This is a genomic window from Duncaniella sp. B8 (assembly GCF_005304985.1).
GTDB lineage: Bacteria > Bacteroidota > Bacteroidia > Bacteroidales > Muribaculaceae > Duncaniella > Duncaniella muris.
In genome coordinates, this window is record NZ_CP040121.1 from 324,606 (window position 1) to 341,127 (window position 16,522).

Below are 16,522 nucleotides of genomic sequence, written 5' to 3' on the forward strand. Positions count from 1 at the left end.
GATGAAGAAGTCGGTATAGCCTTTCGGTTTCAGCACGCTCAATAATACTTAAGTAATATTATTTGATATGAATCATTCCCCAATTTAATAAATAAACTTCCGAAATGAACCATTTATTCATTAGAATATTATTTACGACATGTTTTATCGGATGCGTATTGTCATGCTCAAAGGATAATAATGCACGAGACACAGATGTGCCACAGTCCGTTATTAATATAGATATGTGCAAGGATTCTTATGACGGCTTATATCGTGATCATCATGCTTCATTCGTAATTTTGAAAGAGGATGATGAAACGATGTTTATGGATATAGATAAAGTGAGGTTTTTCAATGGGAATTACTATATTCTCGACAGAAGTTCGGCTCGGAAACTCGTGTCATTTACCTCCGATGGATCACCGATGGGAAGCTACGGGAGACAGGGCAATGGGCCTGGAGAATACGTTTTTCCATGGGATATGGATGTGGATTCAACTGGTGTATATGTATTGGATACAAATAACCGAAAAGTAATCCGTTATTCCCACGATGGTACATTCATCAGTGAATCAAAGCTCAAGTTTCTCGCGGATGCTTTCAAACGCCTTCGGAATGGAAATTTCATATTCAATATCGCTCCTGACGGGAAAGCATCACCAAGCCTTTGTATTACTGACCCATCAGGACATATACAGACTTCTTTCTGCTATTATGAAGACGGATATGTAGGTGGTTGTACGACAAACAATGTGTTACGTGAAACCTCTGATGGTATATTATATTACAGAAGTCCGTTAGATACTTTAATAAAAATGGATAAAAACGGCAATGTAACCGGCCGAATAATTTTTGATTTCATGGAAAAGGGAATATCTCAGATAGCAAAAAAAGATTTTCTGGCATTTCGGCGCAATGAAGAAGACAAATCTTATCTGAGGCTTGTAGACACGCCATTTCCCCTGTCGGGCAGCCTATTGATAGGGCTGGTGGAAGATGAGAGCTCGCAGTACACAATTATTTGTGATCCGGTAAATAATATGTGTGGAAGCCGTAAGTTTACAAGCAATTCTTCTGTATATGACATCATCGAGCCTCTGACATCTGTAGGTGACTCTGTCGTAGTAAGTCTTATGAATGAGGAGCTGGCACATCGTTGCCGTGATTATGCGACTCTTCCAGATTCGATAAAAGATTCTCTTAAATCTGGGGCTCGTGTATTGGTTTTAAACACCTTGAATTAAACTGTCCGGCAGGCACAACAGAAAGATAGGCCATGAAAGCAATATCAATCCGGACTGTTGTAATGTTTATTTTCATCTTGATTCTTCAATCATGTAAGAATCAAGATGCAGTAAACAACGGTGGTGCTCCAGTGGTCAATATTTATTCCGGCAATAAGGAATTGACGTATGAAAAAAGCAGCCTGCATCTGATATCACGGAAGATACAAACCTGCTGATCATGAAGTGGAAACTCAAAAAATACTGAAATCAGAAATACCTTGACATGTAATAAAACAACTTTCAAGGGCGCTCGGCAAAACTATCGGTCACATGAAAAAGTGCAACATTAGAATTCTGTTGATAGTCATGCTTTACTGCATTGGATTGCGTGAAGCCGTGACGGGAGTTCTGCAACTCTTGGGCTTGGCCGAAAGTCTGAATGCATCTTACAGCGTCACGGGAAGTTTTTATAATCCCGGACCTTACGCGTGCTGCCTGGCGTTGGTTTTTCCATTTGCTTTGCGTGATGCAAATTTATCAGACAATAAGCTTCAAAAACTGACGGGATGGACAATGGCGCTCCTCTGCGCCATTCTCATCCCCGTCACAATGAGCAGGACTGCTATAGCGGCCTGCGGTATCGGTGGAATCATTGCAATGTCAGATAGATTGAATCTTCGGCGATTGAGCAAAGGAAGATTATTAGCCTTAGGTATCATGTGTGTGATTATTGCAGGAGGTATATACATAGTAAAGAAAAACTCGGCTGACGGAAGACTGCTGATGTGGAAAGTCGCGGTTCAGGCTGCGATGGAAGTTCCGCTTACAGGGGTAGGCTGGTCAGATGTCGCCGGGACCTACGGAGAAGCTCAGGAGCAATATTTTGCGTCCGGCAAAGGTTCTGAACAGGAAATCATGGTGGCCGATGCTCCCGAATATGTGTTTAACGAATATCTTCAGATAGCCATAGCCTATGGCCCGTTGGCCGCGGCAGGGGTGATTGTCATGATAGCAGGCGCCCTTATGACAGCCATTAATAACAAGGTTTATGACTTTGCCGGTAGTTCAGCAGGAGCTGCAGTAGTAATGTTTGCCTCATATCCATTGCAGTTTCCTCTGTTTGTTATTGCCATTACTCTTGTCCTCTCCGGTGCGTGGCTTTCATCCGCTTCCCGGATAATCGGCCCGGCTTCGGCAGGAATCATAGTGGTTTTTACCTGTCTGTTTCTCTCCAATAATGCAACCGGTGATGTCAGGTCTGATTTTGCAGTAGCCCATAATCTGCACCGTGCGCACAACTACCGCAAGTCAAACAATCTGCTTCTCGGAATGCTCCCACATTCAGCAGACCCCATGATACTCAATATCATCGCAAAAAACTATCGCGCTTTAGGGCAGCCTGACAGCGCGGAGCATTACCTTCAGAAATCAGTCAACCGCTGTCCCAACCGCCTCTATCCCCACTATCTGCTCATGCAGCTTTATGGCGATTCCACTTTTTTTAACCCGGTCCGTCAACGTCAGGAAGCGAGACTCATATTGAACACTCGTGAAAAAATCCACTCACGGGCCATAGAAGAAATGCGAGAGGAAGCAAATGAAATTTTAGGTGTAGAAGAATGAATCGGTTATTATCTTACATATTGTCCTGTTTGCTGGTCTCATCATGTACATCACATGATGAATTGCTTGATTATGCCCTTGAACAAGCCCGCAGCAATCGGCATGAGATTGAAAAGGTATTGACTCATTATGTTGGCGATACGCAGAAACAGGAGGCTGCACGTTGGCTCGTAGCCAATATGCCGGGACATTCGGTGATGTGGAGTGAAGGAGTACAGGCTTTTGCGGACTCAGTAATGCATCAGGGGCTTTCTCAGGAAAGGGGAAATCAATTGTGGGATTCATTGCAGAAGATATCCGCTACACCACAAAAACAACGTGATATAGAAACATTGTCGGCCGAGTTTCTGATTGACAATATTGACAAGGCTTTCCGGGCATGGAGCGAAAGCCCCTGGAAAAGCGAAGTGGATTTTGACCGGTTCAAAAAGTATGTATTGCCATATCGTGCCGACAATGAATTGCTGCGCATCGGCTGGCGCGATTCACTTAGAGCTACCTATGCGCCGGTCATCAAAGACGCAAAAACTGCGCGGGAGGCTTTTGAACGTCTGCGAAAAGCCGTAAATTCCGTAAAGAGAAAAGGGAAGTATGATTTTCCATATGTTATGGATGCCGTGGCCTTACGCAACCACTACTCCGGCGTGTGCCTTGAACGGTGTGTGTATTTCACGGCTGTCTGTCGGGCTTTTGGCCTGCCTGTCGTGATAGACAACTGTGGGCAATGGGCCAATTACAGTAATCGCTCCCATACGTGGGTGGCACTCGTCCTTGACGATGGCACATACACGGTGGTAGATGAAGATTCAGTGGCAAGAAAGTTCAATAAAATTGATGCATCGACTTTCGCACAAAATCAGACTATGCCGGAGGATTATCCATATACGGGTGAATTTAAGAAACGGTTGGTCAAGGTGTGGCGGCAAACTTTTGACCTCAATCCGATAGATGATGCCCCTTTGTTTGATGATAGTTCTGCCCGGCTGTCCTCTCCTCGACTTGTTGATGTGTCTGCAGAATATGGACTGAATGGGAAAGTCGAAATCAAGCCGGACTGTGAGATAGAAGATGTATGGCTGTGTTCCCATTCTTTATCAGGCGGATGGATTCCGCAGGCTCATGCCCAGGTAAAGATGGGGAAGGCAAAGTTTGAGCACATATCCGATTCAGTCATGCTTCTGCCTATGGGAATCATTGAAGACGTAAAAACGGCTTTAGGTGAGCCATTTTATATCAGCAATGGCCGGAAAATAGAGTTAAATGCAGATACGACAAAACTTGTATCAGCCACATTTACCCGGAAATATCCGATAAACGCCGGATGGCTCAACCGCTATGCTCAAATCCCATCCACCCGTCTGGAGGGTTGCAATGAACCGTCGTTTCAGCATCCTGACACATTGTTTACCATAACTGAGGTGCCTGTGTTTCATAATACAGCTCTGATTGATTCGCCGGGACGATACAGATATATTAGAGTAATAGCCGATCTGCCGAGTTATGCAAATATGGACCGGCTTGACATCTATGACAAAACCGGCACCCTGGTTGCCTCAGAAAAGAAAAGGCTTTTGGATCTTGGAACTTCAAAAACGATAAGCCGGATTGACTACTTTCCGTGGAACGACGGCAATTTCGTAGTCCCTGGCCATGATTATGAATTGGCTTATTGGCATAAAGACCGATGGAGAGCTATCGGCCGACAGCATAGTAATGATTATAGCCTCACATTTGACAACATTCCCTCAGGAGCTCTTCTAATACTCCACGACCTCACCGAAGGGAAAGAAGAGCGCCCGTTCACCCTTAATAATGGCAGGCAGATATGGTGGTAAAATCTTACAACTTTCCGTAACTATCGGATTTAATAAATCAATCACAGTTTAAAACATGAAATTTATACTTTATACATTTTTAGTCATTTGCTTTGCCCTATGTACAGGATGCGAATCAAGAAAATCTTATGTAGTGACTAATCAGCCACAGGCTTCCATTTTATTATCAGATTTTGACAGCTTGTTTTCTCTAAATCTAAAGGAGATAACTTTATCCAATGATTTTATCCTTTCCGAGGTGGAATCAATCGAGACTATTTGTCTTGAGACAAGTGACAAATCATTGATTGGCCGCATTTCGATGGTTGAAATTACTGATAGTCTAATCATAGTAGCAGACGATATAGCTCCAAAGAAAGTTCTTGCATTCAATATAGACGGAACTTTTAGCCATCAGATTGGTGCGATTGGTGAAGGGCCTGAAGATTATTCGTCGATAAATCAGGTATTTATTGCAAATGGGTCTGTGTATATCTTAGATTGGACGAGATCTAAACTCTTAACTTATAAACTAACGGGGGAATTTATTTCGGCCATAGAAATAGCAAGACCGGAAAGGCCCGAAAACATATATCTGACAGATGGCGGTTATATCGGCACGTATGCAGCTTACTTTGAACGTAATCCTTTTAATATCCGCACCTTTGGTATGGATGGGGTTGTGACAGGAACTGCTCTTCCGTTTAAATATACTCGCCCAAATCCCGCAGGACATATTGTGAAAGACGCACGGCTTGGACAATTATTTTATACAAGTTTATGTGATACAATATATAGCGTCTCGGACTCCGTTATAAATGCAATTGGGCGATTCGGCTTGTACGGACCAAATGATGTGCCCAATTTTATAGAAGCAACTTCTGCGTTGAATAACCGTGATTATTATAGATTCATGAATACGTCTTCCGACATAAAAATTGTCAATTATATAGAAATGACAGTTATGCCTGATAGTTGGTATATTGAATATCAGACGCCACAATACAGTTATTCATGTATAGTAGACCCTCTTACACTCAGATCAAAAAGGTATCTTCGCACTGATATATCCAATAAATTCTGTTACTTTCCGTTTGTAATAGTCGGTAAAAATGGAGCTGCATCTTTATTGTCTTACATGGATGAAACTGCTTCCAATGCGCTAAGTGAAGAGAATTTGAATTATCTTAGGGAATGTTTCTTAACAAAGGGGTGTAACCTTTCTTTTGGGGAATCTACTTTTGAAAATAATAATCCGATTATAATTAAATTCAACTTGAAGACGTCAATGGCAGAAACAGATATTTAATATGCTGATAAGTAATACAGGAAACTTAAATCTTTTTGGTGAAGTTGAATTATTGAAATCGCAAATCCAATAAAAATGAGTCTTTGGTATAAAGTTATAATATTCTGTGCGCTTTTCCTATCAACAATAGGATGTGTAAAGGAAGAGACTAATATTCAAATGGAAAATGTCATTTATGAAATGCTTGTATCGGATGATACAAGCATAGAAGATTTTGCCATAACAGATATTTTAGGGGATACAATTTCCATTAAAACGCTTGTGGAGAATAATTCAATCGTCATAATCGGACTTTATAACATCGACTGTACCTCATGTGCAGAGCGGGAAATAGAATTATTGAAATCTATAGTTAGGAATGGCAATAATGATGACATTATAATATTAGGCAATTTTTCAAGTCTACGTAAAATGAAAATATTTCATGAAAACATTCCCTTAAAAATGTATTCTGATAAGAATTCAAAGTTGTTGGATTATATCGACCATGATGTGTTTATCTTTAGGCTTAGTACAGATTTAAAAGCTTACTCGATCGTAGATTTAATAGCTTATCCTGCGATTTCAAAAATATATTATGAAGCTGCGATTGGAAATAATAGGCTCAAAGAAGAATAAATCAAATCATGAACAATTTAAAGAATTAAAACTCAAGCCGAAACCAATTTTAGATGAAAGTTACATTACAATCATATCTCTTGATAATTTTTCTTGCACTATTGACCTCATGCTGCAGGTCTTTGAGTGAAAAATTCGATGATATTCTCACCATTGACTTGACTCAGGAACTGACATCTATAACTCCAATTGTAGTCAGAGAAATCAGTCTGTCTACAGGAGATGATCCTATCGGACATATGTCGAAGTTTGTGCCTGCAAAAGATGGGTTCTTCATTATGGATGCCTTCAGAAATACCATATGGAAATTCAGTGAAACAGGAGAAAAAATAGGTAAGCTGCATAGTGTCGGCAATGGTCCGGGGGAATATAGCTGTGTGAGTGAGATTGATGTGTATCCTAACGGGGATTTGGCCGTACTTGACTTCAAGACTGGCAAGATTCATAGATATGACGGATTTCTCAATTTTGTTTCAAGCATAGAAATACCGGAAAGAGCCTGTGGTTTCTCTATTGGTAGCGACACATCTTATTTCGTGAACAAGGCTGGTGACAAGCATGAACTCAATATCAATCTTGGGCATTTTAACACTGCTGACGGAGACATTGAGCCTATTATAAAATCAAAACACAAACATGAGAACCTCGCCTTTGGCTCAGGGAATACACATTTTTGGAGATCTGGAAACGATGTAATTTTCTATGACAGATTCACCCCCGATTTCTATTTGATAAGAAATGATTCCGTAAGCCCTTATTTTTCAATTCTATCAGATGATATTCCGGATAGTGATGTTGTGAAAGCTCTGGTTAATGCGACAATGGACCATCAATACTCATTTTCAGGTATTGATGCCGCTACGATCATTGACGTTCTGTATGCTTTCAAATGCGATAATATACTTTTGTTCGGGCTTCATTCAACTCCATCACGACACATTTGCTATCGGTTCAGTGACAATCAGATGTTTTCGCTCAATATGAACACACCTCCCTTCTATGGCGCTTTGCAAGGTGCTATCGGTGTGTATCAGGACTGCTTTGTGACCAATAAACAGCCTCTTGATGACGGGAATCCATCTATTCTACTTTATAAATTCAATAATTGAAAATATGGCAGTTTGATTTCAATCGGTCATAGAATCAGATAAATAATACTTACAAATGAAGAATATATTAAAATCAGTGGCCATTATTTGCCCCATGCTAATAAGCTCTTGCGTCAATATAAATAAAACTGATGCCGAAAAAGGGATTGATGTGATTAGCATAAATAAATCCGGTCGATTCACATCCGATACATTGGTGGAATCAGTCACGTATTTGGGATTGAAACCATTAGATGATTGTGAAATTTCCGGAATTGACAAAATAGTTCGTGTTGACAGTCTGTATGTAATTGGTGATTTCCGGCGAGGAATTATATGCGCATACGATTCTGAGAGTGGAAATCCGGGATTCATTATAAACAATATCGGCCAGGGGCCCGGTGAATATTCCGAATTGAGTTGCTTCTGTTGTGATAAATCTCGGATATACGTTGTTGATAACAGACGTCAGCAGATGTTGGCCTATGATGCCTTGTCCGGTAAATTTATTGAATCTAAAAGAATGCCTATTATCCCGGATGATGTTGAGTCACTGGATAATGGCGGTTTTCTGTTTGTTACCGTGCCGCTTGGCTCCAGGCGAAAGTTGCCAAACTCAAATCACAGGGTTCACATATCAGACAAAGACCTGAATATTGTGGACAATTTATTCGAGTATAAAGATGATGAGTTTGATCCTATTGGCCAGCGCTACTACTTGACGAAGAATAATAACAAGATTGTGTTCGGATCTCTTATGTTTGACGGTTATACAGTAATGGATGATCGTGACCCCTCAAAATATCATCAAGTCAAAATTGATTTTAAGAACGGACTGCAAGGGAAAAGTGATATTGATATGCGAGATGTCAAAAACTACGATCATCTTACATTGCCTCCATTCATCAGTGGGAACAATGCCATAATATCGTACACTCTTGGCGATGGTTACATAGAGTATGGGCTGTGGAATAAAGATGTAAATGGAATACTTCCAATGCCATCAGACAATATTTCAAAGGCTATAATGCCTGTTGTTGGTGTTGATGGTGACAAATTTATCGGCTATTATGATTCATATGATAGATATAAATCAGCCGTAGATCATGGATTTGCAAAAGCGTCTGAATCGGTGGAAGATATTTTGAAATCTGAAGGTAGTGCACTTGTAATATATAAGATGCGGCAACAAGTACCCTCTAATACCGAAAATTGATTGAGCAGCTACCTCTACGCACCGATATTTATCAGGATGTCGCCAACCGAAATTCTATTTTAATTCAAATACGTGTTATTCGACATGAAGATCTTTTTTAATATTGTAATCTTGACTATTTGTCTTGTACTATCTGGATGTACTCCTGAAGATCAGGCAACAACGATTTCATTCGACAACCGGATCTCATTTTCAGAGTTCCCTGCCGTAGTAAGTCTCGATTCAGGTACTATTATCGATACAAAAACTATTGGAAATCTACAATTCCGCGTAATTGATTCTCTAATGGTCATAGCAACGGCTGAAAGAGAAAATTCATGGAAAGTCAGAAGTATTCAGGGAGATTCCACTTTGTTAGAGTTTATATCGATAGGCAGTGGACCGGATGAATTCGTCTCCTCTCCTCTGATATCTCAGGCTTCTTTTTTTAATGGTGATGGAAATATATACATACTTCTGCCTGACAATTATCGGCAGCAACTTCGAAAGATTGATCTTTCAAAGTCAATTGATTCAGGTCAAATGGAATCAGATGTAGAGAATAATCCTCGGATTAATAATTTTTCTGTTTATAGTAACTTCTCAGACACCAGTACCCGGATATTTGTTTCGGTTAATCCATCCGAAGGGTCTATAGAACGAACAATCTTAAAAGACGGGTCGGAACTGTCTTTAAACAGCATACAGCATCTGAATCAATATAAAGTGCCCGCACCTGATAAACTTGGACTGCTTATGCCCAACATTATCTTCAATTGTGATAAGAACCGTATTGTTGAAGTATTAGAACTATATCCACAATTTAACATATATTCTCTTGATGATAACTTTTCAGTGACAGTCATGCCTGAAGGTAAGATAGATAGTTATAAACGATATATCGACAACGAAACAGCTGAGAATAAAGAGCTGATTTACAGTGGCGTAAACGGTTATGAGAAGTTTTTCGTCATCAATAAGATTAATGGTGAAAAATCTGAACTATGGTTCTTTAATTGGGACGGTATGCCCTTATTGGACATAAAACTTCCTGAACTGGCTACTTCTTTTGACATAGACTTCCGGAATCATACACTATATACATTAAATTTTAAAAACGACATATTTAAAAAATATGATTTAAAGGATATCTTAGAGGGTGTATCTCAATGATTGAAAGACACAGAAACACAGATTATATATGCTTGGATTAAGCAAGTTCATCATGTACATGCTCATGGTCGCGGTGATCGGGGTAGGGCTTTACTGGCTGATTCAGATAACCACAGCCTGTTCATTCCACACTCCTTCGGGCTCAATGTCGCCGACATTGTTGCCCGATGAGAGTGGGTTGGTGAACAAGTGGAAAATGGGTGCGCGGATTTTTAATATTTTCGATGCCATCAAGGGGAAGCCTTACGAGATAAGGCGTCTTCCGGGTTACGGTCAGTTGGAGCGAGGCGATATCATAGTATTCAACTACCCATATCTTGACTCTGACCGTAAGCGCGACAGCATTGCCATGAACCTCGCTACATATTATTGCAAGCGGGCCGTTGCTGTGGCAGGCGACACTCTGGAAATCCGCAATTGCTTCTACCATGTCAGAGGATGCCGCGACACTCTTGGTGTAGCCTCGGAGCAGGAGGCCTTGCGACTATATGTTCGTGAGTTCACCCGTGAAAATCCTGATCCGCACACATGGCCCTCCTGGATGCGATGCTGCCCCCGTGATTCAGCGGTTGGCTGGACGGTAAGAGACATGGGGCCGTTCCTGATTCCGGGCAAGGGGCAGTCTGTAGAGTTGGATTATAAAAGCTGGCTACTCTACCGACGGTATATCGAATGGGAAACGAAATCCAAATTAAAGTGGCAAGATTCTGCGGCATTTATTAATGATAAGCCGATAAAAAGTTATATCTTTACAGAAAATTACTGCTTCGCAGCCGGAGACCACGTAATCGACTCTAAAGACTCGCGCTATTTTGGGCTTGTGCCTGAGAAATTTATAGTCGGCACTGCCGGAATCCGCTGGAAATCACATGTTCTTAACCGTATGTTCAAAGCTATCAATAAACATTGAATACCATGAAATATATCCCTGCCATACTCATTTTGTCGGTCCTCCTCGCATCATGTTCATCTCCAGAAACGGATAAAAAACATAATGCAGATGAGATCGGTGTAGCCACGGCTGAGACCGACCATATAGCTGAAGTCACCGTCATGGATCTACAATCTACAGTGTTCAATCATGAGATCGTGAGCAACGGACGTATTTCAGCTCGTGAGAAAGTTGATGTGAATTTCCGTTCACCCGGACTCATCGCTTCCATATATGTGCGTAATGGACAGAGGGTCACCAAAGGGCAGCGCATAGCCACACTTGACACCTACAAACTCGACAACCAGCTTGAGAAGGAGCAGAGTGCCGTTGCCTCAGCCACGCTTGAGATGCAGGATGTGCTCATCGGCCAGGGCTACGACCCGGATCGGCTTGAAAAAGTGCCTGATGACGTTATGAGACTCGCCCGTCTGCGCAGCGGTCTCCAGCAGGCCGAACTTAACCTCGCGGCAACTCGCAAGGATCTTGAAGATGCCACCCTCCATGCTCCGGTCAGTGGCGTCATCTCCAATCTCACCGCCACTCCCCACAACATGTCGTCATCCACCGAACCGTTGTGCAGGATTATCAACGACAGCGGCATGGAGGCCGAATTTTCTGTACTGGAAAGCGAACTGCCGATGGTTCGGCCGGGTGATAAAATCGCTGTGACTCCGTTTTCGACCACAGACTCGCGCACCGGACATGTCACTGAAATCAACCCGATGGTTGATGACAACGGCATGGTCAAAGTCTGGGCATCGGTCGATGGCGGAGGCGGACTGATTGACGGCATGAACGTCCGTATAAGCGTGAAACGCGCAATCGACAAGGCTCTGGTCATACCCAAGAGCGCCGTGGTACTCCGCTCAGGCCGTCAGGTCGTGTTTACCCTTGATGGCAATAAAGCAATGTGGAACTATATCACCACCGGCCTTGAGAATCTCAGCGAATACACCGTCACCGATGGTCTCACGCCGGGCATGAAAGTCATAACATCCGGTAACGTCAACCTCGCCCACGAATCTCCGGTCAGGATAATTGAGAAATGACATGGTCCGTTATCTCCTGAATCATCGCATAGCTGTCATCATGGCGTTTCTTGCTATGGTGATACTCGGAAGTGTGACATACACAACGCTTCCCGTCTCGCTGTTGCCTGACATAGATATCCCTCACATTACCGTGCAGGTCACGGGTGACAATGTCTCGGCGCGCGAACTCGAAAATACCGTTGTCACACCCTTGCGCCGTCAGCTCATGCAGGTCGGCGGACTTGGCGAAATCAAGAGCGAGACCCGCGACGGTTCGGCGATAATCTCGCTGACAATGGACTATGGTGTCAACACCGACCTCGCCTTTATAGAAGTCAATGAAAAGATTGACGCGGCAATGAACTCCTTGCCCAAGACCGTTACACGACCAAAGGCTGTCAAAGCGAGCGCTACCGACATACCGGTCTTGTATCTGCAAATGACCCTGCGAGACGAAAACGGCAGAATGTCATTTCTTGACATGTCAGGAATTGCCGAAAACATTGTCAGACGCCGTCTTGAACAGCAGCCGGAGATTGCAATGGTAGACATAACGGGTGTGCCTGGAAAAGTTCTGCGGGTCACCCCTGATTTAGACCGTATGACACAAGCCGGTGTGACCGTCGAAGATCTTGAATCCGCTCTCACCGCCAACAATGTCGAGCCCGGTTCAATGACCGTACGCGACGGGTACTATGAATACAACATAACCGTCACCAATCTCCTGCGCTCGGTTGAGGATGTGGAGCGGATCAAGCTCCTTAAGGGCGGGAAGATTATGGAATTGGGCGATTTTGCAGAAGTCAGTCTGACCAACCGTGTGCCTTCCGGCTATTCACTGCATAACAGCAAACGGGCTGTGACTCTTGCCATAATCAAGCACGGTGAGGAGAGCATGGATGCAATGAACAAGGCTCTCGACTCGACCATAAAATATTTCTCAGACCGCTATCCCGAAATAGAGTTCTCCAAAACCCGAAGCCAGACCGAGCTGCTTGACTTCACCATCTCCAATCTTGAGCAGAACCTCATATTGGGCCTTTTGCTCGTGTTTGTGGTGTGTCTCATCTTCATGCGCAGTGCGCGATCGTCATTCATCATCGGATTGAGTATAATAGTCGGAGTAATTCTTACATTCCTGCTCTTCTATCTCTTTAACGTGTCAATCAATATCATCTCTATGGCCGGACTGATTCTTGCCGTCGGCATGATGATCGACAACTCCGTCATAGTCACTGAAAACATCACCCAGTTCCGTCATCGCGGCAACGGGCTTATGGATGCCTGCGTCAAAGGCACCGACGAGATGATAACGCCCATGCTGTCATCATCGCTTACAACTGTAGCCGTGTTTGTCCCGCTGATATTCATGAGCGGTATCGCCGGAGCGATATTCTCTGACCAGGCATTCTCGATCACAGCCGGTCTTGCGGCAAGTTATATTGTCGGGATCACATTGCTCCCGGTGCTGTATTATCTTTTTGAAAATAAGAAATCGGGGATAAAAGAGGGAAAATCAGCAGATTCAAATCAGAATCAGTCACCAGCCTCCCATCAGTCTTTTATCAGTCTTTATGACCGCGGGATGGATTTCTGTTTCCGGCATAAATGGACGTTCATCGCCTCGACTTTGCTCACAGTCCCGCTATGCGTCGTAATGTTCATGCTTATGCGTCAGGAGCGCATGCCTGAGATAGACAGCAACGAGACAATCGTCCGCATCGACTGGAACGAGAATATCAATCTTGACACAAACCGCAGCCGGGTCGAGGCTCTCTCGGATTCAGCATCAGTCGAAAGTTCAGCCTATATCGGCATGCAGGATTACATGCTGTCATCCGACTTCGACCTTTCAACATCTGAAGCCGAGCTTTATTTCAAAACCTCCGGACCTGAAGATATATCACCGCTTCAAAATCGTATTGCCGACCGTATCAGAGACAAATATCCGTCTGCGACAGTTTCATTCCATAAAACTGGCAATATCTTTGAAAAAATCTTTTCGTCAGACGAGGCTGACATCGAAGCGAGAATCAGCAACCGGAATAAAGATGCCGGCGAGATTGACAGTCTTGCATCACTGTGCGGACGCATAGGGGAGGCAACTGGTGAGAGCCTGTCACCGGTTCCGTTGCGCCGGCAGATTGACATATCGGTCGACCGTACGCTTCTCGCTATCTACAATGTCGACTACTCCGAGGTGCAGCGGGCGTTGTGCACCGCATTCAAGGGCAACACAGTGTCGACACTCCGCTCCTATCAGGAATATACTCCGATAGAAATATCAGGGCGTGAACAGAGTGTCGGCGAGATACTTGGCAACGCTTTCGTCAGATCGCGTGCCGATAAAAATGGTGTCCGTACTGAGATTCCACTTCGCTCGCTCGTGACGGTCGGTCACAGCCGCGATCTCAAGACCATTACGGCCGGCGTGGCCGGCGAATATGTGCCTATAGGTCTTGAAGTCCCCGGTCGTGAAGCGAAAGTCATCGAGACCATACGCGAGACAGTAGCTGCTGACGGCTCTCATGAAGTTGAGTTTGCCGGCGGTTTTTTCAGTAATGCCCGCATGATGAGAGAACTGACGGTGATACTCCTTGTGTCAGTCATGCTAATGTATTTCATTCTCTGTGCACAGTTCGAGAGTTTCCTCCAGCCACTCATAGTGTTGCTTGAAATTCCGGTCGACACATTTTTCGCACTGCTTGCCCTCATGATTTTCGGACAGACACTCAATCTCATGTCGGCCATAGGTATAATTGTGACGTGTGGTATCGTAGTCAACGATTCAATCCTCAAACTCGATGCCATCAACGAACTGCGCAAGGGAGGCATGCCTCTGACAGAGGCAATACATACAGCGGGCCGACGCCGTCTGCGCGCCATAATCATGACCTCCTTGACCACCGTCTTCGCCATGCTCCCCGTGCTTTTTACGTCCGATATGGGCTCTGAACTTCAGCGCCCGCTCGCCATAGCTATGATCGGTTCGATGGTGGTCGGCACTCTTGTCAGCATCTTCGTTATTCCGTTGTTTTACTGGCTAATCTATCGCAAACATGAAAATAAGTAAGATATTCCTGCCTATAATCGCATTGCTTCTGCCTGTCACGGCTTCGGCAATGACATTAACGCTTGAAAAGACAATCGAGCTCGCCAACGATTCCTCTCTCATGGCGTTCAGATACCGCAATATGTATCAGGCTGGCTATTGGCAATATGTCAGCTACAAGGCCAACAGGCTTCCGAGTCTGTCGCTCACGGCTACACCGGCAAGATATTACCGCTACATGACCCAGCGCTATGACTCGGAGCAGAATATCGACATATTCCGTCAGCAGCAGATGTTCAGTGCTTCGGCCGGACTGGAGGTGACTCAGAACGTTGACCTCCTTGGGGGCTCATTATATCTTGAGACCGACCTCGAATACATGCGCAACTTCGGGCAGAACAAATATACTCAGTATTCGTCTGTGCCCGTGCGTATAGGTTACCGTCAGGACCTGCTCGGATTTAATGCTTTCAAGTGGGAGCGCAAAATAGAACCTCTGCGCTATGAGAAAGCAAAAAAGGAACTGATCTACAACATGGAATCTGTCAGCGAGCAGGCTGTTTCCTATTTTTTCGCCCTCGCACTTGCTCAGGCTGAATATCGTCTTGCCGAAGAGAATGTGGCCTCATGCGACACACTCTACGTTATCGGCGAGCGGCGTTTTAAAATCGCGGCCATCTCCCGTGCCGACCTGCTCACTCTCGAACTCGACAAGGTTAATGCCCGCAATACTCTTGAAAACTGCCGTATAGCGCTCAAAAGGGCATCGTTTTCGCTCGCTTCGTTCCTCGGCATGGATAAGAATACCGAAATAGAACTTAAGATGCCTGGCCGTCCGCTTACCACAGCAATTCCGTTGGATCTGGCTCTTGCAATGGCCAAAAAGAATAACCCTACGTTGCTTGGCCACTGCCAGACCATACTTGAGGGTGAGAGGGAGTTTAACAGGGCCAAGGTTGAGTCTCGGTTTAACGTCTCAGTCAACGCCTCGGTTGGTTTCAACCAGGTGGCTGATGATTTTTCAGGCGCCTACCGCTCGCCGCTTCGCCAGGATCTTGTGTCAGTGTCCATCTCAGTGCCGCTTATTGACTGGGGGGTGAGAAAGGGAAAGGTCAACATGGCCCGCAACAATCTGAATGTGTCGCGTATCGCCGCCCGTCAGGATGAACTCAGTGTGGAGGAAGACCTTATCATGACCGTCTCCGACTATGAAGTGCGTCAGCGTCTGATCGCATCGGCATCTGAAGCCCTCGATCTTGCCGAGACCGCATACACCCAGACCCGGCAACGGTTCATAATAGGCAAGGCGGATATAAACAGTATAACCCTCTCGCTCAACCGCCGGCAGGAAGCAGCCAAAAATTATATAGCCGCCCTCCAGAACTATTGGTTAAGCCATTACAAAATCCGGCGTCTGACGCTACACGACTTTGAACTTGACATGCCGCTCTCAGAGAAATTTGAGCTGAAAAACTGA

12 protein-coding genes are annotated in these 16,522 nt (G+C 44.2%); all 12 read left to right on the forward strand.

Annotated elements, in window-relative coordinates; all coding sequences use genetic code 11:
* The first annotated feature begins 104 nt into the window (after nt 1-104).
* Nucleotides 105-1,226 carry a 6-bladed beta-propeller gene (locus tag FDZ78_RS01495; RefSeq protein ID WP_107031033.1) on the forward strand — a complete coding sequence of 374 codons (1,122 nt, stop codon included), beginning with the start codon at nt 105-107 and terminating at the stop codon, nt 1,224-1,226.
* Nucleotides 1,227-1,781: 555 nt separating this feature from the next.
* Nucleotides 1,782-2,831: an O-antigen ligase gene (locus FDZ78_RS01500; protein WP_160631700.1), complete on the forward strand. Its 1,050-nt coding sequence runs from the start codon at nt 1,782-1,784 to the stop codon at nt 2,829-2,831.
* Nucleotides 2,828-4,666: a transglutaminase domain-containing protein gene (locus FDZ78_RS01505; RefSeq protein ID WP_123398782.1), complete on the forward strand. Its 1,839-nt coding sequence runs from the start codon at nt 2,828-2,830 to the stop codon at nt 4,664-4,666. The genes FDZ78_RS01500 and FDZ78_RS01505 overlap by 4 nt, the downstream gene beginning before the upstream one ends.
* 55 nt (nt 4,667-4,721) lie before the next feature.
* The gene (locus FDZ78_RS01510) at nt 4,722-5,954 is read left to right on the forward strand and encodes a 6-bladed beta-propeller (protein WP_123398783.1); all 1,233 of its coding nucleotides are present in this window, start codon (nt 4,722-4,724) and stop codon (nt 5,952-5,954) included.
* Between the two features lie 75 nt (nt 5,955-6,029).
* Nucleotides 6,030-6,572 (forward strand): hypothetical protein, encoded by a 543-nt coding sequence (locus FDZ78_RS01515; RefSeq protein ID WP_124075464.1) that lies wholly within the window; start codon nt 6,030-6,032, stop codon nt 6,570-6,572.
* A gap of 53 nt (nt 6,573-6,625) precedes the next feature.
* Nucleotides 6,626-7,681: a 6-bladed beta-propeller gene (locus FDZ78_RS01520; protein WP_136408826.1), complete on the forward strand. Its 1,056-nt coding sequence runs from the start codon at nt 6,626-6,628 to the stop codon at nt 7,679-7,681.
* Between the two features lie 55 nt (nt 7,682-7,736).
* Complete coding sequence (locus FDZ78_RS01525) at nt 7,737-8,876, forward strand: 6-bladed beta-propeller (protein ID WP_123398785.1); 1,140 nt, start codon at nt 7,737-7,739, stop codon at nt 8,874-8,876.
* 84 nt (nt 8,877-8,960) lie between these two features.
* Nucleotides 8,961-10,028 carry a hypothetical protein gene (locus tag FDZ78_RS01530; RefSeq protein ID WP_123398786.1) on the forward strand — a complete coding sequence of 356 codons (1,068 nt, stop codon included), beginning with the start codon at nt 8,961-8,963 and terminating at the stop codon, nt 10,026-10,028.
* A 28-nt stretch (nt 10,029-10,056) separates the two neighbouring features.
* Complete coding sequence (locus FDZ78_RS01535) at nt 10,057-10,938, forward strand: S26 family signal peptidase (protein WP_107031773.1); 882 nt, start codon at nt 10,057-10,059, stop codon at nt 10,936-10,938.
* Between the two features lie 5 nt (nt 10,939-10,943).
* Entirely contained in the window at nt 10,944-12,011 is a 1,068-nt protein-coding gene (locus FDZ78_RS01540) for an efflux RND transporter periplasmic adaptor subunit (protein WP_136408825.1), read from the forward strand.
* Between the two features lies 1 nt (nt 12,012).
* Complete coding sequence (locus FDZ78_RS01545) at nt 12,013-15,066, forward strand: efflux RND transporter permease subunit (RefSeq protein ID WP_123398788.1); 3,054 nt, start codon at nt 12,013-12,015, stop codon at nt 15,064-15,066.
* Nucleotides 15,053-16,522: a TolC family protein gene (locus tag FDZ78_RS01550; RefSeq protein WP_136408824.1), complete on the forward strand. Its 1,470-nt coding sequence runs from the start codon at nt 15,053-15,055 to the stop codon at nt 16,520-16,522. Before FDZ78_RS01545 ends, FDZ78_RS01550 begins: the two co-directional genes overlap by 14 nt.

Excerpts from the sequence above, each read along its gene's own strand:
- FDZ78_RS01495 (WP_107031033.1), top strand. The coding sequence starts at position 105 with ATGAACCATTTATTCATTAGAATATTATTTACGACATGTTTTATCGGA.
- FDZ78_RS01500 (WP_160631700.1), top strand. The coding sequence starts at position 1,782 with ATGGCGCTCCTCTGCGCCATTCTCATCCCCGTCACAATGAGCAGGACT.
- FDZ78_RS01505 (WP_123398782.1), top strand. The coding sequence starts at position 2,828 with ATGAATCGGTTATTATCTTACATATTGTCCTGTTTGCTGGTCTCATCA.
- FDZ78_RS01510 (WP_123398783.1), top strand. The coding sequence starts at position 4,722 with ATGAAATTTATACTTTATACATTTTTAGTCATTTGCTTTGCCCTATGT.
- FDZ78_RS01515 (WP_124075464.1), top strand. The coding sequence starts at position 6,030 with ATGAGTCTTTGGTATAAAGTTATAATATTCTGTGCGCTTTTCCTATCA.
- FDZ78_RS01520 (WP_136408826.1), top strand. The coding sequence starts at position 6,626 with ATGAAAGTTACATTACAATCATATCTCTTGATAATTTTTCTTGCACTA.
- FDZ78_RS01525 (WP_123398785.1), top strand. The coding sequence starts at position 7,737 with ATGAAGAATATATTAAAATCAGTGGCCATTATTTGCCCCATGCTAATA.
- FDZ78_RS01530 (WP_123398786.1), top strand. The coding sequence starts at position 8,961 with ATGAAGATCTTTTTTAATATTGTAATCTTGACTATTTGTCTTGTACTA.
- FDZ78_RS01535 (WP_107031773.1), top strand. The coding sequence starts at position 10,057 with ATGCTTGGATTAAGCAAGTTCATCATGTACATGCTCATGGTCGCGGTG.
- FDZ78_RS01540 (WP_136408825.1), top strand. The coding sequence starts at position 10,944 with ATGAAATATATCCCTGCCATACTCATTTTGTCGGTCCTCCTCGCATCA.
- FDZ78_RS01545 (WP_123398788.1), top strand. The coding sequence starts at position 12,013 with ATGGTCCGTTATCTCCTGAATCATCGCATAGCTGTCATCATGGCGTTT.
- FDZ78_RS01550 (WP_136408824.1), top strand. The coding sequence starts at position 15,053 with ATGAAAATAAGTAAGATATTCCTGCCTATAATCGCATTGCTTCTGCCT.